The organism is Oribacterium sinus (assembly GCF_963553175.1).
Lineage (GTDB): Bacteria > Bacillota > Clostridia > Lachnospirales > Lachnospiraceae > Oribacterium > Oribacterium sinus_B.
The window spans coordinates 1-23,840 of sequence record NZ_CAUVME010000011.1; the positions used below are offsets into that span (position 1 = coordinate 1).

A 23,840-nucleotide genomic window follows, 5' to 3' on the forward strand; every position below is an offset into this window, starting at 1 on the left:
ACAAGGGAGCACCTGGAGTTGATGGAATGACTATCGAAGAGGCGCTTCCATACCTCTGTGCACGTCAACTATTGAAAGCGCTGTATACGAGAACCGTACGTACAGTGCTGTGAGAGGACGGCGGTTAGTCACCGCCTCCTACTCGATTGTAAAAATATGGATAAACGATATCCACCATAAACTCCTGAAGCCAAGGACATAAAGGATTCAGCTTTTTTATTGAAAATATTTCTAAGCCTGATTTTACTATTCAAAAGTAATAGAAGAAAATAGACTTTCTATTTGTCTGTATTGTAAACAATCTAAAAATAATTCTGGTTATATAGCATAAAATAAAAAACTTTTTGCTTTTCATATTTGTACAATAGTGCTATAATCGCCAATTATTGAAAATAAAATATCAGCCATTGGAAGGGACGAAAGGAAGGTTCAGCATGGAAATGACAGTGGAACGATTAAAGGAAAGAGTAAAAGCCGGTAGAGGCCTGGTGCCTGCCCATAAGGTAATCAAGGGAGGCCAATTGGTTAATGTAATGTCCGCGGAAATTTATCCGGCGGATATTGCCATCTATAACGAGATGATTGCGGCGGTGGGTGATGTGAGTGCCTACATTGGAAAGGACACGGAAATCATTGATGCTAAGGGACGCTTTCTTGTTCCCGGCATGATTGACGGTCATATCCATAGCGAGTGCAGTAAGTTAAGCATTACCAGCTATGCCAAGGCTGTTGTACCAAGGGGAACCACCAGCATGGTTTCCGGTCTGGATGAGTATATTTCGGTTTCCGGTTTGGAGGGTCTGCGGGAAGTGCTGGAGGAAATGAAGAAGAGCCCTCTTAAGGTTTTCTGGGGAGCTCCCTTTAAGACTCCTTACACCATTCCGGAATCTACGGTGACTTATAATTTTACAAAGGATACCCATAAGGAAGTACAGAAGTGGGATGAGTGTTACGGGGTATGGGAAACCGTTCGTGAGTTTGTGCAGGAAGAGGATGAAGATACCTTAGGCGCCATCGCAACAGCCTACAATAACCGTCTTCCTGTTTTTGGTTGTGCCCCTATGGCTCGAGGAAATGATTTAAACGGCTATCTCTGTGGAGGAGTCCGGCTTGACCACGAAAGCTATGACCATGAGGAAGTGGTGGAAAAGATGCGTAAGGGCATGCATATGCTGATTCGTGAATCCTCCGTAACCCATTTCCTTGCGGAAAATATCAAGGCGGTTACAGAGGTAAATCCCTATTTTGCCAGAAGAGTCAGCTTCTGTACGGATGATGTAACGGCTACGGATGTCTTAAGTAAAGGGCATTTGGACAATGTGGTAAGACTGGCTATGAAGGCCGGGGTGGATGCCATGACAGCCATTCAGATGGCTACCATCAATAGTGCGGAGGCTTATCGAATCGACCATCTGGTAGGCTCCATTTGCCCGGGAAGAATTGCGGATATTCTTTTTGTGGATTCCTTGGAGAACTTTAATATCGAGGAAGTCATGACGAATGGAAAAATGGTGGCAAAGAACCATAAGTTAAGCTATGAGCTGAAGGCTCCGGAGAGAAGCCCGATTTTGAAGGGTAAATTAAAGTGTAAGCTGACCGGGAAAGAAGACTTTGAATATAAGGCACCGGTAGAGTCCGGCAAAGTAAAGGTTCTATCCATGGATGTGAAGGGCCCCTTTGTTCGAAAGAGAAGAGATGTGGTACTGGAGGTTAAGGAAGGCATCGTTCAGCCGGATACGGTACAGGATGTGCTTATGGTATCGGTTCTGGAACGTTTTGGGAAAAATGGCAACAAAGCCCTTGCCTTTGCTTCAGGCTGGAAGCTAAAGAAAGGTGCTATGGCGTCCTCTGCGGCTCCCGATGACAATAATCTGGTGGTTATGGGGGCAAATGCCGAGGATATGTCTATCGCGGCAAACTACTTAATTGAGCAGGGCGGCGGACAGGTGGTGGTTTGTGATGGAGAAATCAAGGAATTTCTTCCTCTCCCTGTAGGGGGAATTGTGACGGATCTTGAACCGGAGGAAGTGGCAGCCCGTGAAAAGCGCATCGATCAAGCGGCAAGAGACTTAGGCTCAGACTTGCCGGATCCTATGATGTATATGTTCTTCCTGCCCATTACGGCAATTCCTGATTATGCCATAACGGATGCGGGACCTGTGGATTATGTCAACCTAAGATGCTTTGATCCTATTTTGGAGGTGCTGAAATAGTCGGATAGAGGTACCGAAATGGGATAAATAGTCGGATAGAGGTACCGAAATGGGATAAATAGCCGGATAAAGGCAACAAAATGGGATAAATAGCCGAATAAAGGCACCGGAATGGGCTGAAATAGTCAGATAGAGACACCGGAATGGGCTGAAATTGCCGGATAGATATGCTTGGAAAGGTTGGAAGTATGACAAAACAGTGCTTAAAGAACTTGATTGATGTTGCTGCCGGAAGAATCCCGGCGGATCTTTTGATTAAAAACTGTAAGATTATCAATGTTTTTTCCGGAGAAATCACGGAAGGAAACATAGCGATTACGGAGGGCATGATTGCAGGAGTAGGGGACTATGAAGCTAAGGAAGTGGTGGATGGGGCAGGAGCCTACGCTGCGCCGGGCTTTATCGACAGCCATATCCATGTAGAGTCTTCCTACCTTTCCCCGGAAGAGCTGGGAAGATTGCTGGTTCCTCATGGGGGAACCACCATTATCGCAGATCCCCATGAGATTGTGAATGTATGTGGGCTAACCGGTCTTCAATATATGATTGATGCAGCCAAGAATACAAAGCTGGATATACGGTATATGCTTCCCTCCTGTGTCCCGGCTACGGTCTTTGAGCACTCCGGTGCAGTGATTGATGTGGAGAAAATGCGAGAATTCATTGATTCGGAGGATATTCTGGGTATCGGAGAATTCATGGATTTTCCGGGCGTGATAGCTGCTTCGGAAGGAGATCTGGATAAGCTTATGCTCTCCAAGGAAACGGGAAAACCTGTGGACGGTCATGCCCCCGGCGTTTCGGGAAAGGCTCTGAATGCTTATGCGGCAACGAGAATTGTGGCTGACCATGAATGTGCTTCCGTAGAAGATATGCAAAATAAGATTGCCTGCGGTATGTATGTGATGCTGCGGGACGGTTCTGCCTGTAAGGACTTGGAAAGGCTGGTTAAGGGGGTTACTTCGCAGAATGCGAGACGTTGCATTCTTTGCTCCGATGACAGACAGCCTAAGACAATATTACATGAGGGACATCTGGACAATCACCTCCGGATGTGCGTGGAAGCCGGGATTGATGCTGTGGAAGCCATCCGGATGGCCACCATCAATGCCTGTGAATGCTTTGGAATCAAAGATAGAGGTGCCATTGCTCCCGGTTATAGAGCGGATATTGTACTTTTTGATAATCTTAAGGATTTTCGTGTACAAAAGGTTTGGATTAAGGGTGAGCTTTGTGCGGAGCATGGTAAGTACCTGCCGGAACTGAAGAAGCATTCTATTGATACTGTGAAAGGAAGTGTGCACCTTGCCGACTTCTCCAAGGAGAAGCTGAAGTTGAAGCTGAAGAGCAATAAGGTAAATCTTATTCAGGTTCTTCCCGGCGGCGTGGTTACGAAGAAGGCAACAGCCACTGTAGACCTTGATTCTGCCGGAAACTTTGTGAGAAACCCGGAAGTGGATATTGTGAAGGTAAGTGTCGCGGAAAGGCATCATGCTTTAGGAAATGTTGCCAACGGACTTCTGGCCGGATACGGCATTAAACAGGGGGCTATTGCCGTAAGTATTGCTCATGATTCTCACAATATTATTGCCGTGGGGGCAAATGATGTAGATATGGCATTTGCTATCAAAGCGCTGGAAGAACAGGAAGGCGGCATTATTCTTGTTAAGGATGGCAAAGTGATTGAAAGTATGCCTATGCCTATCGCAGGGTTGATGAGTGATCAAAGCGGAGAGTGGGTAGAGGAAAAGCTCTCAGCTATTCATAAGCTTGCCCATGAAGAGCTTGGGGTAAATGAAACGGTGGAACCGGTGATGACCTTAACCTTTATGTCTCTTGCAGTAATTCCGGAGATTAAGCTTACGGATATGGGACTTTTTGATGTTACTACATTTTCCTTTATTCCCCTTGAGGCAGAGTAGATGATTATCCCTGTGGCGTTACAAGTCAAGTGAAATATCGGCAAATCTTGTGGAACTGGATGAACTTAGATAATGGGAGAAAGAAATGGACAAAAATCAGGCTTTGGTACCATGGTTTAGAAGAGGGGATATTGGCGGAATTACTTACCTGGTTACCAATAATATCGTGAACTATCTCATTGTTATTGCAACACTGTCAGGCGTGTTGAAATGGCCGGATAAAATCGTATTCGGTGCAGTTATTCCGGGAATGTCTATAGGTCTTATGCTGGGATGCTTTTATTATGCCTTTATGGCACGGAGATTATCCCAAAAGGAGGGGAGAGCGGATGTGACTGCCCTTCCCTCAGGAGTTTCCACTCCGGCCATGTTTGTTTTTCTCTATGGCGTAATTATGCCTTTGCACTATGCTTTGGGAGATCCGGAAATGGCCTGGTCTGCCGGAGTGGCAGCTTGTTTTATCGGCGGATTTGTGGAATTCTGTGGCGGCATTATCGGCCCCTGGTTAAAGAAGAGAATTCCAAGAGCGGCTCTTCTGGGTACGGTTGCGGGCATCGGCTTTATCTGGATGGCAACCCAGGGGGTATTTGACATTTTAGGAGATCCGATGATAGGTCTTCCTGTCCTCTTTGTGGCGGCGCTTGGATTATTCGGTGGATATATGTTTCCAAAGCAGATTCCGCCACTTGTGATAGCGATTGTGGGAGGAATCATCTATGCCCTGTGTCTTGGCAGAATTCAGCCGGATTTTAGCGGCATAGGCTTCTATGTTCCCAATCCTGTCAACAGTATTGAGCATCTGATTGACGGTTTCGCCATTGTGGCACCGTATTTAACCATTATTATTCCGGTGGAGATTTATAACTTTATTGAGACCTTGGATAATGTGGAGGCCTCTAATGCGGCAGGAGATAATTACAATGTGCGGGAAGCCCAGTTTGCAGACGGCATTTGCACCATGCTTTCCGCTCTTTGCGGAGGTGTGATTCCCAATACGGTTTGGCTGGGGCACGCAGGCCTTAAGAAGTCTGAGGCCGGTATAGGCTATTCCGTAATTTCCGGAGCAATTTTAGGTGCAGCGGGAATTTTCGGACTCTTTACCTTCCTAAACAGTGTGGTGCCTCCGGCAGTTTGTGCCATCACCTTCCTTTGGTGCGCCGTGGTTATGGTGGCTCAGGCCTTTAAGGACAATGATAAAAAGCATTATGCGGCGATTGCGGTAGCCATGGTGCCTCCCGTTGCCGACTATATGTATACCCAGATTACGGGAGCTCTAAGCCTTGCCAACCTGCAAACCGCGATGCAGGCCTCCGGATTTAACGAGTATGATGCGGAGATTACTCAAATGATTAAAGATGCCGGTGTGATGTGGAACGGCGTGCCGGCAACCAAGTCCGGAGCCATCATTATAGGAATTCTCTTGGGAACCATGGTAACCTTTGTCATCGACAAGAGACTGGATAAGGTGGCCATTACGGCTCTCGTAGGTTTTGTCCTTTCCTGCTTTGGATTTATTCACAGTGCCTCCCTTGGCTTTTATCCAAGCTCCCAATTCGCGATAGCATATCTGGTCATTGCCATTTTAGCCTTTATCTTCCATGGAGGAAGAAAGAGCTGGTTTAAGGCAGCAGAAGATTTTGAATACGTATAAAGAGGAAGAGAAAAAAAGAGGAAGAGATAAAAAAAGAAAGAGGTAAAAAAGAGAAAGAGATAGAAAGATAAGAAATATAAAGATAAGAAATATAAAGATAAAGCGATATAAAGTGGTATAAAGCGGAAACAAAAGATATTATTCTTTAAAAAAATAGGCCTGAAATCAGGGGTAATCTTCCTATGCCCCGATTTCAGACCTATTCTTAATGAATATTGTGTGCGAACTGCGCCATCACATTTTTAACAAGTATTATTCGTATGGCGTGTGCTATCTTATTTATCTTCCGTAATTTTTCGGACTGCTTACGGCCCAAAGTGGTCCGCCACCGTCATAGTTCTTCTTTAATTCCCTCATCAGCTGTGCCGGATCCCAATCCTGCTGGGTTTTCTTATAGCTGTTGGGATCTGCGATGGATACGGTGCCGTTTGGATTCTGCTTTGTAATAATAACAAAATGTCCTCCATTGGTTAATGCGCCCTTACCCATCAATGCGACCAGAATATGTCCGCTGTTTAAAAGTTCAGCTACCTTTGCCGGAGTTCTTTCCTGTACCGAATCCACCATTAAATCAAAGGCGGAGAGGGCAGAGGGGATGTAATCATGATAAGAACCGCTTTGAGGCGCATAGAACTTATAATGAGAAGACCATTCCGCCATTTCCTTCGGGGTGATGCTTCCATTTACATTTCCGAAGGAAGACACAATCATCGCTACAGTAGTTGGTCCACAGCCGTATTTACTGATAGAGTCCTGTCCGCCGTAAAGATATTTTGCCCAATGGCTGTCATGCTGGTTATAGTAGGTCATCGGACCCATAGCGGTATCTAAGAAAACATTGTAATCGTTAAAGGTGGAACTTCCGTAAAACTGGGAAAAAGAATCGGACTTTACGGGAAGTCCGCCAACATTGCTGACGTCCGCCGCAGATTCCTCCACGGTTTCCGGAGTGTTTAAATCTGCCACAGGCTTTGCGGCAGTTGCTGCTTCAGAAGCATTTTCTGCATTTGCAGAGCTTGCTTCCTGAGCAGGAGCAACACTTTCCTGCACATTGTTCTTTACCGTTTTTTTATTCTGTCCGTCAACAATTTCCGTAATGGTTTCTGTACTTTCTTCTGTTGCAGATTCAGCCTCTGTAGCGCCTGTGCTTTCTGCATTTGCCGTAGTTGCTTCTGCAGAACTGCTTTCGTCTGCATTGGCAGAAAATGCAGTAGAACCGGAACCGCCCTGACCGCCGGAGGTATTGGTATTGTCGGCGCTTCCTTCAGCGGGTAAAGCTCTGTCTCCACTACCTTCTCCGTCACTTACTGTACCGGGAATTTCATTTTCTCCCAATACGGCAGGTGCCTGCTCATAATTTCCGTTATAAAAAACCTCTTGAAAACGGCTTTCAGCGGTAAGAGTGCTTTTCTTATGTGCCTGCTCCTGCTTTTTTTCCGTTACATAACCTTGATAGGCAATGGCGGAAAAGCTGACCGCCATTACGGAAAGAGAAGCGGCTGCTGCGATTCCAAGCTGCTGGGCACTGGCTGCCCCTAATTTACTTAATCCTGTTCCGATGAACCCCATGTTATCTCCCTAAATATATACAAATCATCCTAAAAATTTCCAAAAAAATCATGGCCTCCCGGTTCAGGAGGAACATTCTATACTTATGTATCGGCAAAAAAAGAACAGGCTATAAAGAGAAAGCCTGTTCTTTTTAATTGTAAATATTAATATTTAACAAACAAAATGGAGGGGAGATTGTGATTTGATTCCGCTGTAGAATTCTACAGAGAAATTTCACCGTGAAATTCTGTAAGGCTGATGATAAAGCTATCTTGTAACGATGATGATAGAACCATCTTGTAAGGCTGATGTTAAAACTCTCTTTAAATGCCTACTAATCGGTATTAGCTGAAACGTAGCCTTTGTAATAGGTACTGTGGAATCTGTTCCAGATTTCCCTGCTGACTTACAGCCCCCAGCTTGTAGGCTTCCATGGGCATTCCATAGACCACAGAGCTTTTTTCATCCTGTCCCAGGGTATAAGCACCCCGTTCATGCATAGCCAAAAGTCCCTTGGCGCCATCCTTTCCCATGCCTGTCAGTAAAATGCCGATGGCGGAAGCCTCATATTGCTCAGCAACGGAGTGGAAGAGTACATCTACAGAAGGACAGTGTCCAGAAACCTTATCCTCTTCGGTGCAGGAAACTCTGGCTCCTAAAACATCCTTGTGAACTCGCATTTGAAGCCCTCCGGGAGCAATAAGACAAAGTCCCGAATAGAGCTCGTCTCCATCCTTTGCTTCCCGCACCTCCATGGCACAAAGACGATTCAAACGCTCTGCATACATTCCCGTAAAAACAGGGGGCATGTGCTGGGTAATGACGATGGGCGGCAGATTTCCCGGTAATTCCTTTAATACGGCAAGCAACGCCTCGGTTCCTCCTGTAGAAGCACCCATAGCAATTAATTCAATATGCTTTTTCTGATCCTGATACTCCATTTTCTTCCCCACAAAATAAATATTCTGTGGGTAGTATAGCACGAATTAACACTTTTATCAGCTAGGAAAGTACGCATTGATTAGGGAATCAATTTAGTGGAATCAATTAAAGTCCAAACTCCTTCAAAAGCTTTGCCCGATAATCTTCATCGTAAGAAACCCTCTTAAGATCATCCATCTGTCCTGCTTCCAGTAGACGTCCAACCAAGAGAGCCAGACGATTTTGTCCCTTCTCCATACCCTCCTCCACTGCTTTTTTTCTATACTTCTCTAATAAAACATTCATCTTCTTTTCTCCTTCCCTATCTAGTTTACCTTCCTTTAATGAGGCTACTCTATGAGACAAAATTTCAGATTGAATTTCCTTAGGATTGGCTTCTTTAAAGTCTCTAGCCAGCTTTCCTAACGCATTATCATCTTGACTTGCTGTATTGAAATATAAGATATGGGAACCATCTTTAAACAAATTGCCGGATTTCCTGATAACACGTTCAATTTGATATAACTGTTCTCCCTCTCCCAATACATCTTTATCTGTAATAAATATAACATAGCTTTCCGGTAATTTGGAAAACTTTTCTCCCTTCTTAAATGTGTGCGTGTCCATGAGAGCGGCATGATATCGAGCCCTTTTAGGAATTGCCCCGGCAGAAGAATTCTGTACTTCAATGTTATAAAGTAAGCCCTTATCATCCGTACATAAGCAATCTAATACCAGTGCTCTTCCATGCAGATTTGGCAGACTCTTTTGAAGTCTTTGCTCCTTTAACTTTAAGGAAGATTTGTCCAGAATCGTTTGCAGAATATACTCCGTACAAGCCTGTTCTTCCAGAACCACTTGAATAAAGAGGTCATCCATCAAAGTAAGAGATGCAATGATTTTTTTCTTTTCCAGAGCATCCATCTTTTTTCTTGTACTCTTTGATTTACCTTCTGAACGAGCGGATTTTTTAACTTTAGCATTAGTAGAATTTGTTTTTTTCATAAATCACCTATAGATAATTTGGATAATAGAAATTGATAGAGAGGTAAATTGAATTTTTAGAAAAGATAAATGGAAACGAGAATATTGCAGTTAAGATTTCAAGTTAAGTTTAGGCTTTAGGAATAAAAACACTTGAATTTTATTGCATTCTATCTTACTACCAATTTAGCAAAACTCCTATACTCCACATTCGGATATTATCCGTATATTGATAATATAGAGTATAGTTGATAAAAGAGGGCTGCCTATTCTCACCCTTCGGCATATCTGAAAGCTAAGAGCATTGTTTATTCTCACCTTCGCTTATATTTGAGAGCTAAGGAGCACTGCATATCCACATCTTCGCCTATATCGAGAACTAAGGAGCACTAGCATCCCCCTAGCCACAAGGCAATCTGAGCCCCTCGGTACTTAACAAAAGCGAGCGAAGCGAAGCTTGAGTTTAGTACCGCTAGTCGGGCGAAGTTAGCGGGAGCGTGCCTTGTGGCTAGAGGGTGGCTAGTGCTCCGAAGCTCCCTATATAAGCACTACCCTTGCGTTTAGTACCGTTAGCTGGGGCGAAGTTAGCGGGAGCGTGCCTTGTGGCTGGAGGGTGGCTAGTGCTCCGAAGCTCCCTATATATGCACTACCCTTGCGTTTAGTACCGCTAGCCGGGGCGAACTTAGCGGGAGCGTAAAAATAAAAAAGCACATCTCCCTCCAAAAGATAGAAGATATGCTTTATCACTTTATTTGTGTTGCTGATAATTCTCTTTATAAAGCGCTTTTCTTAGCTCTTATTTTTCATCCCTTCGATAAATCGCAGGCTTCACATAGGTATAAGGGCAAGTGGCTTTTGTCAGTCCCTCGGAGTGTCCGATAAAGAGGTGTCCTCCGGGGTAAGTCACGTCATAGAAACGCTTTACCAAGGCGTCCTTGGTGGGCTGGTCAAAGTAAATCATAACATTCCGACAAAAGATTAAATCAAAGTCTCTTTTAAATTTGATGGGAGACATGAGATTAAAGGGGCGGAAGATAACATTTCTTCGAAGCTCCTCACTGACGGTGTAGTAACCGTCTTCAATGGGAACAAAATACTTGTTTTTCCAGCTCTTTGGAAGCTTTTCCAAGCTTTCCGGAAGGTATTTCGGGTTTTCCGCCTTGGATAAGACATTTTGAGAAATGTCTGTAGCCAGAATACGAGTGTCCCAGTTTCCTCCTAACTTTCCAAAGTACTCTAAGAGATACATGGAAATGTTGTAGGGCTCTTCTCCGGAAGAGCAACCGGCGCTCCAGATAGAGAGCACCCGGTCATTCTTATGTTTTTCTGCCAACTGGGGCATCACCACATTTTCCAGATAATCAAAGTGAGATTCCTCTCGCATGAAGTAGGTGTAGTTTGTGGTGAGCTTATTCAGCAGGGTAGTCATCATATCCTGGTCCTGTTTTTGGATAATGTCATTCACATAATCGTGAAAGTCCGTATATCCCCGGCTCTCCAGGATAGAAGAGAGACGGCTTACAATCAAAGGCTTTTTACGCTTTAGGTCAATGCCGAATTTCTCCTGCATAAAGGTATAAAGCCGCTTAAAGTCCTCATCAGATAAATCGTTCATAAAATCCCTCTTATACTACTTCAGAAGTAGAGGAGGATTGCACTAAGGAAGCTGCGTCAAAGGACATAGCAACTTCTCCGCTATCTAAAGTAAGCATGCCGTTGCAAAGCTTCTGACGATTCCGTAAAGGAATAGGCTGTACTTCGCTGGTGTCAATGTCGATAACCTGACGTACCTTATCTACGATGATACCGATAGGTACGGAATCAATGTTTAATACGATAATGCAGGTCTTAGAGGTATATTCCTCGGCTTCTCTGTCCATCAGTAAACGAATGTCTACAACAGGGAGGATAGAACCTCTTAAGTTGATGATTCCCTTTACATAGTGGGGAACCATGGGGAGAGCAGTGATGCTATGGTCATTGATGATTTCAATGACATAGCTTGTGCTCATATACATTACCAATCCGCCGGATTCGAAGGTTAAGCAACGCTCTGCATCGGTTAAATCTTTCTCGTCCTGCTTGTTTTCTTGACTTTCAACTTCTTCTAATAATTCTTCTTGCATCAATTCTTCTGCCATGCTGCTTCCCTCCTTAAATGTTTTCAATGGCTTGAGAGTACAAGCCTAGCACGTCTAAGATGATACAAATGTTTCCATCTCCTAAGATGGAGCAACCATTAATACCACTGGACTTTAAGTCATACGCATTGAAGTAGGCGGGGAGTGGCTTTACCACAACCTGCTGTTCTCCGATTAAGTCATCTACGAATAGGCAGCAAGACTTGTCTCCGGCCTCTACCCAGATGAGAACACCGTCCTGTAACTCGGTGTATTTTCCTTCGATGCCGTAGAAATTGTTCAGGCGAATGATTGGATAGAAAACATCCATTCTCTTTACCATCTCATTTCCGTTCTCGTCAAATACGACTTCGGAATCATCTACCTTGAAGGACTGACGGATATTTACGATAGGAATGGTGAAGATGGTATCTCCAACATTTACCTTCATACCGTCCATAATAGCCAGTGTAAGAGGAATCTTCATGGTGAAGGTTGAACCCTTACCGATTTCACTGGAAATGCTGATGGTACCTCCAACAGACTCCAGATTCTTCTTTACTACGTCCATACCAACGCCTCGACCGGAGAACTCGGTTACTGCGGTGTTGGTGGAGAAGCCGGGAAGCATAATCAAGCCCAAAGCTTCTTTCTTGCTGTATTCGGAACGAGGCTTGTAAAGGATTCCCTTTTCCTCGGCCTTGTCTAAAAGCTTTTCCGGATCCATTCCGTAACCGTCATCCTGAACGGTAATGATAACTTCGGAAGAAGTGTGGGAAGCGGAGAGGATTAACTCACCCTGAGAATCCTTACCTGCTGCGATACGCTCTTCCTTGGTTTCCTCGATACCGTGGTCCATACTGTTACGGACAATGTGCATCAAAGGATCCTGGATGCTATCTACGATAGTCTTATCCACTTCGGTATCCTCACCGATGATGGTAAGCTTAACGTCTTTTCCAAGCTTCTGCTTCATATCACGAACGATACGGTTCATCTTCTGGAATACACCGGAGATGGACACCATTCGTAAGCTCATGGCAATATCCTGAAGATCGTCGGTTAACTTACGAAGCTGTCTTGCAGACTTCATGAAGTTGTCGAGACTTTCCTGAGGCAGCATACGAAGAACAGGAGAGGAGGTTACCATAGATTCGGTAATAACAATTTCTCCTACCAGGTCGTTTAAGCTGTCCAGCTTCTGCAGGTTTACGGAAATCAAGCTCTGCTTTACAGGTGCTGCAGCCTTTTGCTGTGCAGTCTGCTGAGCCGCTGCAGGCTCTTTACTTGCTTTTGGTGCGGAACTGCTTTCCGCATTTGCGCTCTTAACCTCAGCCTTCGCCTCAGCCTTTGTTGCCTCTACAGGCTCATAGGAGAGGATATGGCTCTGTTCTCGTAAGATTTTCTCACCCTTTTCACAGTCTTCATCACTATCGAAGGCAAGGAAAAATCCTTCATCGATAATGGTTTGTGCTGTTTCCGGATTGCTATCCATATCTGCAGGATAATAACGGAACTCTAAGTCAAATTCCTTGATTGCATTTACAATCATAAATGCACGAAGGTTTTCCATGCCGATTCCTTCATCTAAGAAGACATGGATGAATTTCTTCGCCTTATCATCCTTTGGAAGATTGCGATTCTCACCGGAAGCCTTTGTGCTGTCTGCCGCCTCTACAACAGGAGCGGAGTCTGCGGGAGCTTTTCCGGAAATCTTTGCCAAGAAAGCATTGATGGAACCTGCAAATTCTTCAACATTGTTATCCAACTCTTCGCCGGCCTTTACCTTCTCCAGTCCGCTACGAAGAAAATCCTCAGAACGGAACATTAAGTCGAAAAGTTCACTTTTCTGGTCTCCGCTTAAAGAATCAATTCCCTTATCACGAATAAAGAAGAACATGTCTTCAATATGGTGAGCGATATTGGAGAGAGGAGTGAACTCCATCATGGCACTGGAACCCTTAATGGTGTGCATGATTCGGAAAATTTCATTTACGTCATCTGTGGAGAAATCCCCTACCTTTTCGTCTGCGATAAGCATTTCGTCCAACTTATCCAGGAGCGCTTCCGTCTCCAAGAGATAGGTGTCCAGCATTCCTTCCATTGTACTATCCATAGTTTTACCACCTTTTCCTATTTACTAAACTGTGTTCTGTTTCACAGCAGTATCCTCGTTATCTATCGGCAAAATCCCTACTGCCATAAGGCAAAGTTGGAAAATGCCGAAAAAAAACACCGCCGTTTCGGCAGTGCTTCTATACCCATTTCCTCCATAAAAGGGAGAAAAACTCAGTATTCCAGAAAAGTTCGGAAGCATCCTTTCTTCCTGAAATCGTCATTTTCCTCTTCCTATCATCCTATGGAAAAGGGGCTAGAAGCTCTTCGCTGCTGCCATAAGTCTTCTTAAGTCATTGTTTACAGAGTTTACCATATACTGGTAAGCATAGGTGGTTTTAACAAGCTCCACCTGTTCCTGATCCATGTCCACGTTATTTCCATCTAGTCGACTGGATTCGTTTTTTGTGCTGTGAATTCTTGCCCTCTGGGACTGTATTGCATTCCCGATGGCGACCTTTTTTCGTCCACCCTGCTCCGCAGTAGAAATGCGGTGGAGAAGTTCATTCTCAAAAGTGAGATATTTTGACTTGTAATTCGGCGTATCCACATTGGCGATATTGTTCACCGTAAGATTCTGCCGTCCCCAGAGTAAATCCAGGGTCTTCTCCGTGAGGGCTACTCCATTTCCATAAAATAATGACATAGCTATCCTTTCTCTCTGTTTTTTAGCTCAACACAATATCGGACAGTTTTGCTTTTTTATAAGAGAAAAGCAGATTTTTCTTTTTGCTTTTTTTAGAATTGTGTCTTCGCGCTTCCTGTTTTCGTGTTGTGCTTTTTTTGGCCTTATTATCCCTTAGCGGAATTTGAAAATCTTTCCATATAATAAGAAGAAAGTTTTTTGCATAATAGCATTTTCAGAAAGAAAGTACAAGAAAGCTTCCGGAATCTTTTTCACTGACTTCTTAAAAGTTTTTAACTGCCTCCTTGCATCTTTTCAGCTGCCTAGGGAAATTCTTTGATAAAATGCTAATTTCCTTATATAAGTATGGGCTACGCCGATGAACCTATGAGCTTTATAAAATCGACAATAAAAATAGGAGTTCGAAATTCAAGGAGGAATGAAAGCGTGAAGAAAAAGCAAGAAATGAAGGGTTCTTTATTGGAGAACCTTGGGTTAGGGCAGAAAATGTCATTGATTATCGGTGGGCTGACCTTTGTACTGCTGCTCTGCTTACTGTATTTTTTGTTGCATAGTTTTAGATTGTCTATGAACAAAAAGGTAGATGCCAGCATGGCGGAAAGGGCAGAGCAGGCTTCCTATACCCTGGATAACTTAATGACCAAGCTGAATGCCACAGCCGATAATATTGAGGAAAGTATCAGCTTCGTGTTTGACCAGCATGATGAGGTGGGAGGCGTTCCCGGTAATCCCTGGACCATTAACGATGAGGATGGGAATCCCCAGAGCATTACCCCTATGGAAAATGTAGCTTTTCGAAGCCGTGTGGTAAATGCTTACCTTCCTGCTTCCCGTTACAATGCGGAGGTAGTGATTTTAAATGCGCTGTATGCAAACCTTAAGACGGAACCGAATCTGGCAGATATCGGTATTTTATTTGAGCCGAATGCATTTTATCAGGGGATAGAGAATTACGCCCCTATTCTTTCCCAAGAAGATCTGGATAAAAGAGCGATTACCAACCATCCTTATTCCAATTATCAGGATGAAATATATTATAAGGCGGTAAAGGAAAAGGGATCTACCTTTATTACACCGGTTTACGGAGATATTACAAAGCCGGAAGAGAGAATGTTTGCGATTTATCATCCTATTATGAAGGACAATCAGTTTTTGGGAAGCATTCTTTTGGATGTGAAGGAAGAGGTATTACTTACCGCAAGTCAGACCGATGAAGAATTCCCCTCTATGTTTGTGAACCTGATTGATGGAGAGGGGATTATTCACAGCAAAAAAGAAACAGTAAATGGAAAGACTTTAAAGGAACTTCTTCCGGAGAAGGCAAGTACTGCCATTACCGAAAAGATGGAGTCCAAGGAAGCCTTTGCTCTTAATATTGTGAATGAGCATGGACAGGCAAGAAGAGAGTACTATTACCCCATTGACATGGAGGGCAGTACCTGGTGGACAAGACTCAGTATTTCTCACCAAGATTATAGTAAGGAAGTGGACAGATTAAGAAATGTGGGAATTGTAGCAGGATTTAGCACGGTATTTGCTCTTGCATTTGCATGCGCCCTGTTGATTGGCTATTTCTTAAAGCCCCTGCAGAAGGTGGTAGAGGTAGGAGAAAAGTTATCCGTAGGAGATTTTGACATGAATCTTTCCTATAAGAGCAAGGACGAAATCGGAAAATTAATGCATTCCATGGGGGATGTAGTTTCCAGAATTCGTTCCATCATCGGAGACCTTTCCGAAAAATTAAATCAACTTGCACAAGGAAACTTCAATGTGGAAATGAATAATGCGGAGTACTACAGCGGAGCATATCTTCCACTGTTTGATTCCATTCAAAATATTTCCACAGATCTTTCCGGTACTATGGCAGAGATTCAGCAGAGTGCAGTACAGGTAAATTCCGGTGCGGAGCAGGTGAGCTCCGGTGCTCAGGGACTTTCTCAGGGTGCTACAGAGCAGGCTTCTTCCATCGAAGAGCTTTCTGCAACGGTAAATGATATTTCCGAGCACATTAAGAAGACAGCGGAGAACACTCGTCTTGCCAATGTAGAGGCTCAGAATGCCGGCAAGGAAGTAAGCAACTCCGACAAGCAGATGCAGCAGATGAAGGCTGCCATGGAAAACATCAATGAAAAGTCCGGAGAAATCAGTAAGATTATCAAGACTATTGATGATATTGCCTTCCAGACCAATATCCTGGCTCTGAATGCGGCAATCGAAGCGGCAAGAGCCGGCGTAGCCGGAAAGGGCTTTGCGGTAGTAGCGGATGAGGTAGGAAATCTGGCACAGAAGTCTGCAAATGCGGCAAAGGATACTACCATGTTGATTGAGGAGACACTTCAGGCAGTAGAGCAGGGAACTGTTCTGGCAGACAGCACTGCAGAATCCTTACAGAGAGTGGTTACCGGTGCAGGAAAAGTAACCGATTTGGTAAATCAGATTGCAGAAGCCTCTGTGGAGCAGTCCAGAGCGGTAGAGCAGGTATCCGTAGGAATCGATCAGATTTCCTCCGTAGTACAGAGCAACACCGCCACAGCGGAAGAGTCTGCAGCAGCTTCTGAGGAGCTGTCCGGACAGGCCCATATCTTAAGCGATTTGGTGGGAAGATTCAGCCTTCGAGAGGAATAAGAAGAAGCGAAAAAACAGTTTTCACTTATATATGCTTGAGGATGGTCGATGAATCTAAGAGTTCTTCATTAAAAAATGATTTAGGAGCACGAAATTCAAGGAGGAAAGAAAAAATATGAAGAAGAAACAAAAGGCCACAGGCTCATTTTACGAGAACCTGAAGCTTAGTCAGAAAATGTCCTTAATCCTGGGTTCATTGACCTTTGTGATTTTATTGGGATTGCTATATTTCCTGATTCACAGCTTTAGAATTGCCATGGATAAGAGAATCAATGCCAATATGGAGGATAAGGCGGCAGAGGCATCTTCCGATCTGAGCGATTTGATGACAAAATTAGATACCATTACGAACAATATCGAGCAGAGTATCAGCTTTGTCTTCCAGCAAAATGATGAAGTCGGCGGAAAACCCGGTAATCCATGGAAGATTAGAGATATCGAGGGCAATGACCAAACCGTTACCCCTATGGAAAATGCATCCTTCCGTAGTCGTGTGGTGGATGCGTACATCCCGGCTTCCCGCTACAATGCCGAGGTGGTAATGCTGAATGCGCTTTATTCCAACATGAAGGATGATGAAAATCTGGAGGATATCGGTGTTCTTTTCGAGCCACATGCCTTCTATCAGGGAATTGATAATTATGCACCTGTGCTTCTTAGAAATGAAGTGGAGAATAGAAGAATCATGAACTTCCCCTATGAGAAGTATCAAAATATCGCTTATTACACCGGAGCGAAGGAAAAGGGAGATACCTATGTTTCCCCGGTTTACAGTGATACGGTAGACCCCAGTAAGAGAATGTTTGCCATCACCAAGCCCATCATGAACAACAATCAGTTTGTGGGTGCTATTCTTCTGGATGTAAAGGAAGATATGTTACTTAACATTAGCATGGAGGATCCTGACTTCCCCTCTATGTTTGTAAATATGATTGATGGAGAAGGCCTGATTCACAGTAAAAATGAGGAAGTAAACGGAAAAACACTGGAAGAGCTTCTTCCGGAGAAGGCATACAAAGCCATTTCCGAAAAGATGGAAGCGAAAGAAGCCTTTACCTTAAAAGTTGTAAATGAGCATAATCAGGAGAGAAGAGAGTATTTCCATCCCATCGATATGCACGGTAGCACCTGGTGGGTTAGATTAAATATTTCTGAGAAAGACTACGACAGAGAAGTAGATCGTCTGGTAAAGTTCGGAGCAACTGCCGGTATAGCAACCGTAATCCTTTTAGTCATCGTAACAGCAGTTTTGATTACTCGTTTCTTAAAGCCATTACAGAAGGTGACAGAGGCAGGAGAGAAATTATCCGCAGGAGATTTCTCCATGGATCTTTCTTATAAGAGCAATGATGAAATCGGCGTTTTGATGCATTCCATGAACAACGTTGTGGAGAGAATCCGCTCTATCATCTCCGACCTTTCCGAGAAGCTCACTGAGCTGGCTCATGGAAACTTCAATCTGGAAATGAAGAATGCGGAATACTATAGCGGATCCTATAGACCTCTCTTTGATTCCATTAACAATATCACTGAAGATCTTTCCAATACTATGGCAGAGATTCAGCAGAGTGCAATTCAGGTAAATTCCGGTGCAGAACAGGTTAGCTCCGGTGCCCAGGGACTTTCTCAGGGTGCTACAGAGCAGGCTTCTTCCATCGAAGAGCTTTCTGCAACGGTAAATGATATTTCCGAGCACATTAAGAAGACAGCGGAGAACACTCGTCTTGCCAATGTAGAGGCTCAGAATGCCGGCAAGGAAGTAAGCAACTCCGACAAGCAGATGCAGCAGATGAAGGCTGCCATGGAAAACATCAATGAAAAGTCCGGAGAAATCAGTAAGATTATCAAGACTATTGATGATATTGCCTTCCAGACCAATATCCTGGCTCTGAATGCGGCAATCGAAGCGGCAAGAGCCGGCGTAGCCGGAAAGGGCTTTGCGGTAGTAGCGGATGAGGTAGGAAATCTGGCACAGAAGTCTGCAAATGCGGCAAAGGATACTACCATGTTGATTGAGGAGACACTTCAGGCAGTAGAGCAGGGAACTGTTCTGGCAGACAGCACTGCAGAATCCTTACAGAGAGTGGTTACCGGTGCAGGAAAAGTAACCGATTTGGTAAATCAGATTGCAGAAGCCTCTGTGGAGCAGTCCAGAGCGGTAGAGCAGGTATCTGTAGGAATCGACCAGATTTCCTCCGTAGTACAGAGTAACACCGCAACAGCGGAAGAATCTGCAGCAGCCTCCGAAGAGCTCTCCGGACAGGCCAATATCTTAAGCGACTTGGTAAGACGCTTCCAGTTAAAGGAAGATTAATACACAGAATCGATTAACGGAATAATAATATAAAATATTTGCACAAGATATTGAAGCTTAGAAAGCAATATCTTTTAAGGAAAAAAATATAGAGTCTCCAAGAGGAGGCTCTATATTTTTTTGAATTTTTAAAAATTATAAAAAATGAATATACTGAAGAGAAAGTGTGGATATATATAAGAAAACCAAATAAGAAAAGCACACAATTATGTAAAAAAGATATAAAAGTTTTTTTATATAAAATAAAAGTGCATAAAAAAATATAATTTTACAAAATGAAAATAATACGTTAATGTATTAACATACTCACGGAGGTGTAGAAAATGCATAAAAAATTTATTTTTATAACAAATAATCCGTCAATTTCTCAAAAATATCAGAATCATGATAGTATTTTTGTACAGTATTTAGCTGAATATGATTTTTGCGACATCTTAAGGGAAACACAGAGCTTTATAGAAAAAGGCTATCATTTAATGACTCATCCCCTGGCTAGTAATTTGAAGCCTAAGCAATGTCCGTACAAGTCAGTATTGCTCTCCAAAGATATCGCTGTATTTTCTGCAGAAAGGGATTCAGAAATTATAAAACTCAGTATTCAAACAGCAGATAAGTTAAGTAAGGGGATGAAGAATCCCAGATGGAATGAAAAGTGTTTAAAGGACTTTCAAATTATTGACATGTCTGTAGTGGAGTCAGCTCTTCAGTCTTCTTTGTTAAGACAATGGGTGATGTAGAATTTAGTTTATAGTTTATAACCTCGGCCGGGTTTATATAAATAATTTAATTTTAACTACTGTCTCACCGGTGTGTGTGACGAAAATTGCCAAGGAGGAAATTTTGCATGAAATTGGAGTTAGGAAGAATTCATATTGCAGATGTACAATTTGGCGACAAGACGGAAATTAAGGACAACACTCTTTACGTGAATGCCAAAGAATTGTCCGATTTGATCTTAAAGGATGATCGTCTACTTGCTTGTCGCATCGAACTGGCTAGGCCGGGAGAATCTATTCGTATCACTCCCGTGAAAGATGTTATTGAACCTAGGTTAAAGGTAGAGGGCCCGGGATGTGTATTCCCCGGTGTAATGGGAAAAGTTACCGAAGTTGGACATGGAAAAACTTTGTGTATGGATGGCGCTTGTGTAGTAACAGTTGGAAAGATTGTAGGTTTCCAAGAGGGAGTCATTGATATGACAGGTCCTGCTGCTGACTATTGCCCCTTCTCTAAAACACAGAACGTATGTGTAGTAATCGAGCCCAAGGATGGCCTTGAGACTCATGTTTATGAAAATGCTGGTAGAATGGCAGGTCTTAATGCTGCCGTATATTTAGCTAAAGCTTTGGAAGGGCATGAGCCAAAGGAATGGGAGGTCTTTGAAACCAAGCCTTTGCTTCAGCAAGTTGCCCAATATCCTGACTTACCTAAGGTAGGATATATTCATATGTTGCAATCTCAGGGACTTTTACATGATACCTATTACTATGGTGTAGATGCTAAACAGATTGTTCCTACTATTATGTATCCTGAAGAAATTTTTGATGGTGCAATTACTTCCGGCAATTGCGTGGCACCCTGTGATAAGGTGACGACATACCATCATTTACATAATCCTGTCATTGAAGATTTATTCAAACAGCATGGAAAAACTTTGAACTTTCTGGGCGTTATTCTGACGAATGAGAATGTATTTCTGATGGATAAGGAAAGGCATTCTGATATGACTTCTAAATTATGTGAGTATCTTGGATTAGATGGAGTCCTTCTTACTGAAGAGGGTTATGGAAACCCGGATACTGACTTAATGATGAATTGTAAGAAGACGACACAACGGGGAGTGAAAGTTGTTCTGATTACAGATGAGTTCCCCGGAAAAGATGGAAAGTCATATTCTCTTGCAGACGTTTGTGAGGAAGCTGATACCATGATATCCTGCGGTAACGGTAATGTAGTTATTCATTTTCCCAAAATGGATAAGGTTATCGGCATGGAAGATTACATCGAAATGCAGATTGGCGGTTGGGTTGGCTGTAAGCATGAAGATGGATCCTTTGATGCGGAAATTCAAATTATTATCGCTTCTACAATTGCTAATGGATTCAATAAGCTTTGTGCAAGAACTTATTAATTGCGAAGGAAGGAGAAAATACTATGGGAAAGAGAATAGTACACTATATTAACCAGTTCTTCGCAGGAATTGGTGGAGAAGAAAAGGCGGATATAGCTCCGGAAGTAAGAAAGGGTGCGGTTGGACCCGGAACTGCTTTACAAAAGGAGCTGGGAGATGGATATGAAATAGTAGCAACGGTAATTTGTGGAGATAACTATTTTGGTTCAAATATTGAAAAAGGGGTGGTTCCTCAACTTTTAGAGCTGATTAAGGAAGAAAAGCCGGATGGCTTTATTGCCGGACCCGCTTTTAATGCCGGACGCTATGGTGTGGCATGTGGAACCATGGCAAAGGCTGTTCAAGATGAGTTGGGCATTCCTTCTGTAACTGGCATGTATGTGGAGAATCCGGGAACAGATATGTTCTATAAAGATGTTCATATTATTGAGACAAAAGATTCCTCTGCAGATATGAAAAAAGCTGCTCCAAAGATGGCTAATCTTTTAAAGAAGAAGATAGATGGTAGCGAAATACTTTCTCCTGCAGAGGAGGGGTATATTCCACAGGGGATTCGTGTAAATTACTTTAATGAGAGAAGAGGATCTGAGAGAGCGGTTGAACTATTAGTAAAGAAGATTAAAGGTGAGGAAATCTATACTGACTATCCAATGCCTGTCATTGACCACGTGGCACCTGCAGCTCCATTAAAGGATCTTGCCCATGCTAAGATTGCACTCATCACCTCCGGTGGAGTTGTACCACAGGGAAATCCTGACCATATTGAGTCATCGAATGCTACAAAGTGGGGAAAGTATTCAATTGCCGGTATGGATCATGCAGATAAGGCGGATTTTACCACAATACATGGTGGATATGATAGAGCTTTTGTCATGGAAGATCCTGATCTTTGTATTCCTGTGGATGCTTTGCGGAACCTGCAAAAGGAAGGAGTATTTGGAGAACTGACCGATTACTTCATTACAACTACAGGTACAGGAACTGCAACAAATAGTGCTAAGCGTTTTGCGGAAGAATATATACCCATGTTAAAGGAAGATAATGTGGATGCTGTCGTCATGGTCAGCACGTGAGGAACCTGTACAAGATGCGGTGCATCGATGGTAAAAGAAATTGACCGTGCAGGTATTCCTGTTGTTCATATTTGTACTGTTGTACCTATTTCTTTGACGATTGGAGCAAATCGAATTGTCCCGGCAATCGGTATTCCTTACCCATTGGGAGATCCAACTAAGGGTGAACCTAAGAGCTATGAAATTCGTGAAGCTTTAGTAAGAAGAGCTCTAAAGACATTGACAGTTCCTGTTACAGAGCAGACTGTATTTGAAGAAGACTTTTAAAATTGTTTTTCGTGTCAATCCTAAAGATGGCAGGAAATAGGATAAGATGGAGAGAAATATGGACAAGAAGAAATGTAGCCTAGGAGCAATCATAGGATTCTGTGGCGCCTGTATTGCTTTCTATATCGGAGCCGGATTTGCTACAATGCAGGAGGTCATGCAATATGAAGCCTCCTACGGGAGCAAACTTTGGATTGTAATTTTAGTTATTTCAGTAATTTATATTTACACGAATCTATCTTTTGCAACTAATGGAAATCGCTTGAGTCTTTCAAGAGGAGGAGACATTTATAATCACTATTGCGGAAAGTATATTGGCACTTTTTATGATTACTTTTCGGCCTTTTTCTGCTATATGTGTTTTATTGTGATGTGTGGAGGAGCAAATTCAACAGCTACTCAGCAATGGGGACTTCCCAATGGTGTAGGTGCAGTGATATTAACTGCTTGTGTCATTGCAACAGCAATATTTGGCTTGGATGGAATATTAAATGCATTAGGCAAGATAGGTCCATTGATTATTGTAATTATACTTTTGGTTTCCGTTATGAGTGGAGTAAAAGGTATAGGAAATTTTACTGCTAACCTGAAGCAGGTGGATAGTGGAGACTTGAAACTGGCTCAGGTAGGAAATGGAAATCCTTTACTTTCCGGCTTCTCCTACGGAGGATTTGTCATCCTTTGGTTTGCGGCATTTCTGGGAGAGGTTGGGGCAAAGAATAAGCTAAAGGAAGTAAATTATGGTATGTTACTTTCTACAGTATTTATTATGGGAACGGCTGTACTTGCCAGTATTGCGTTGATTTGCTATATCGGTGAAACAGGACATGCTGATATTCCTGCATTAGTGCTTGCCAATAGTATATCGCCTATTCTTGCCCAAGCACTTGCAATCATCATCTTTTGTGGAATCTATACCACTTCCGTTCCGCTACTATGGACCGGTGTTGGAAAGGTGGCAAAGGAAGGAACACAGAAATATAAGCTACTCACTGTAATTGGAGGTGTTGTAGGTTGCGTGATAGCTTGTTTTCTTCCCTATAAGGGCTTGGTAAATGTTCTGTATGGTATGAATGGCTATCTTGGTTTTATCCTGGTAGGATTTATGCTGGTATATGATATTCGTACCAGAATGAGTAAAACAAAGCTGCATTCCAAGATGGCAACAGCAGAACATGCTATAGCGTAGGTTTTTATGAAATCTTTTCTATAAGAAAAATATATGATGGAAAAGTCGGCAGTTGTAGCTAGGGCTACTTCTGCCGATTTTTCTATGATTCGCTTTTCATTATATAATTGTTTTTATT

Annotated in this window: 16 protein-coding genes; 9 read left to right on the forward strand and 7 right to left on the reverse strand. The window is 43.0% G+C overall.

What is annotated here, in order from left to right; all coding sequences use genetic code 11:
* The first annotated feature begins 434 nt into the window (after window positions 1-434).
* The 3 genes from RYO92_RS04425 (at window position 435) to RYO92_RS04435 (ending at window position 5,786) form a co-directional block, all read left to right on the forward strand.
* The gene (locus RYO92_RS04425) at window positions 435-2,213 is read left to right on the forward strand and encodes an adenine deaminase (RefSeq protein ID WP_315369611.1); all 1,779 of its coding nucleotides are present in this window, start codon (window positions 435-437) and stop codon (window positions 2,211-2,213) included.
* A 188-nt stretch (window positions 2,214-2,401) separates the two neighbouring features.
* Window positions 2,402-4,135, forward strand: a complete 1,734-nt coding sequence (ade, locus tag RYO92_RS04430) for an adenine deaminase (protein WP_315369612.1) — start codon at window positions 2,402-2,404, stop codon at window positions 4,133-4,135.
* An 85-nt stretch (window positions 4,136-4,220) separates the two neighbouring features.
* On the forward strand, window positions 4,221-5,786 hold the full coding sequence (locus tag RYO92_RS04435) for a xanthine/uracil/vitamin C permease (protein ID WP_315369613.1): 1,566 nt from the start codon (window positions 4,221-4,223) through the stop codon (window positions 5,784-5,786).
* A 279-nt stretch (window positions 5,787-6,065) separates the two neighbouring features.
* Here RYO92_RS04435 and RYO92_RS04440 read toward each other — a convergent pair whose 3' ends face one another.
* The 7 genes from RYO92_RS04440 to flgB all read right to left on the reverse strand — a co-directional run bounded on the left by RYO92_RS04440 (window position 6,066) and on the right by flgB (window position 14,123).
* Window positions 6,066-7,355, reverse strand: coding sequence for a C39 family peptidase (locus RYO92_RS04440; protein WP_315369614.1), 1,290 nt, complete (start codon window positions 7,353-7,355; stop codon window positions 6,066-6,068).
* Between the two features lie 326 nt (window positions 7,356-7,681).
* A complete protein-coding gene (locus tag RYO92_RS04445; RefSeq protein WP_315369615.1) occupies window positions 7,682-8,278 on the reverse strand; it encodes a CheB methylesterase domain-containing protein in 597 nt (198 codons plus the stop codon).
* A gap of 106 nt (window positions 8,279-8,384) precedes the next feature.
* Window positions 8,385-9,263, reverse strand: coding sequence for an Rpn family recombination-promoting nuclease/putative transposase (locus RYO92_RS04450; RefSeq protein ID WP_315369616.1), 879 nt, complete (start codon window positions 9,261-9,263; stop codon window positions 8,385-8,387).
* Window positions 9,264-10,038: 775 nt separating this feature from the next.
* Complete coding sequence (locus RYO92_RS04455; RefSeq protein ID WP_304069740.1) at window positions 10,039-10,857, reverse strand: CheR family methyltransferase; 819 nt, start codon at window positions 10,855-10,857, stop codon at window positions 10,039-10,041.
* A gap of 10 nt (window positions 10,858-10,867) precedes the next feature.
* Window positions 10,868-11,368: a chemotaxis protein CheW gene (locus RYO92_RS04460; protein WP_408637129.1), complete on the reverse strand. Its 501-nt coding sequence runs from the start codon at window positions 11,366-11,368 to the stop codon at window positions 10,868-10,870.
* Window positions 11,369-11,396: 28 nt separating this feature from the next.
* A complete protein-coding gene (locus RYO92_RS04465; protein ID WP_314670348.1) occupies window positions 11,397-13,478 on the reverse strand; it encodes a chemotaxis protein CheA in 2,082 nt (693 codons plus the stop codon).
* A 255-nt stretch (window positions 13,479-13,733) separates the two neighbouring features.
* Window positions 13,734-14,123: a flagellar basal body rod protein FlgB gene (gene flgB, locus RYO92_RS04470; protein WP_007156723.1), complete on the reverse strand. Its 390-nt coding sequence runs from the start codon at window positions 14,121-14,123 to the stop codon at window positions 13,734-13,736.
* Between the two features lie 426 nt (window positions 14,124-14,549).
* Here flgB and RYO92_RS04475 point away from each other — a divergent pair, with 426 nt between their 5' ends.
* From RYO92_RS04475 to RYO92_RS04500, 6 genes are all read left to right on the forward strand, one after another.
* Entirely contained in the window at window positions 14,550-16,748 is a 2,199-nt protein-coding gene (locus tag RYO92_RS04475) for a methyl-accepting chemotaxis protein (RefSeq protein ID WP_315369618.1), read from the forward strand.
* Window positions 16,749-16,863: 115 nt separating this feature from the next.
* Window positions 16,864-19,062, forward strand: coding sequence for a methyl-accepting chemotaxis protein (locus tag RYO92_RS04480; RefSeq protein ID WP_315369620.1), 2,199 nt, complete (start codon window positions 16,864-16,866; stop codon window positions 19,060-19,062).
* Between the two features lie 323 nt (window positions 19,063-19,385).
* Window positions 19,386-19,799, forward strand: coding sequence for a GrdX family protein (locus RYO92_RS04485; protein ID WP_007156719.1), 414 nt, complete (start codon window positions 19,386-19,388; stop codon window positions 19,797-19,799).
* A 107-nt stretch (window positions 19,800-19,906) separates the two neighbouring features.
* The gene (grdG, locus tag RYO92_RS04490; RefSeq protein ID WP_007156718.1) at window positions 19,907-21,193 is read left to right on the forward strand and encodes a sarcosine reductase complex component B subunit alpha; all 1,287 of its coding nucleotides are present in this window, start codon (window positions 19,907-19,909) and stop codon (window positions 21,191-21,193) included.
* A gap of 23 nt (window positions 21,194-21,216) precedes the next feature.
* The gene (gene grdB, locus RYO92_RS04495; RefSeq protein WP_083793715.1) at window positions 21,217-22,533 is read left to right on the forward strand and encodes a glycine reductase complex selenoprotein B; all 1,317 of its coding nucleotides are present in this window, start codon (window positions 21,217-21,219) and stop codon (window positions 22,531-22,533) included.
* 58 nt (window positions 22,534-22,591) lie between these two features.
* On the forward strand, window positions 22,592-23,722 hold the full coding sequence (locus RYO92_RS04500; protein ID WP_040648946.1) for a YkvI family membrane protein: 1,131 nt from the start codon (window positions 22,592-22,594) through the stop codon (window positions 23,720-23,722).
* Window positions 23,723-23,840 lie beyond the last annotated feature (118 nt).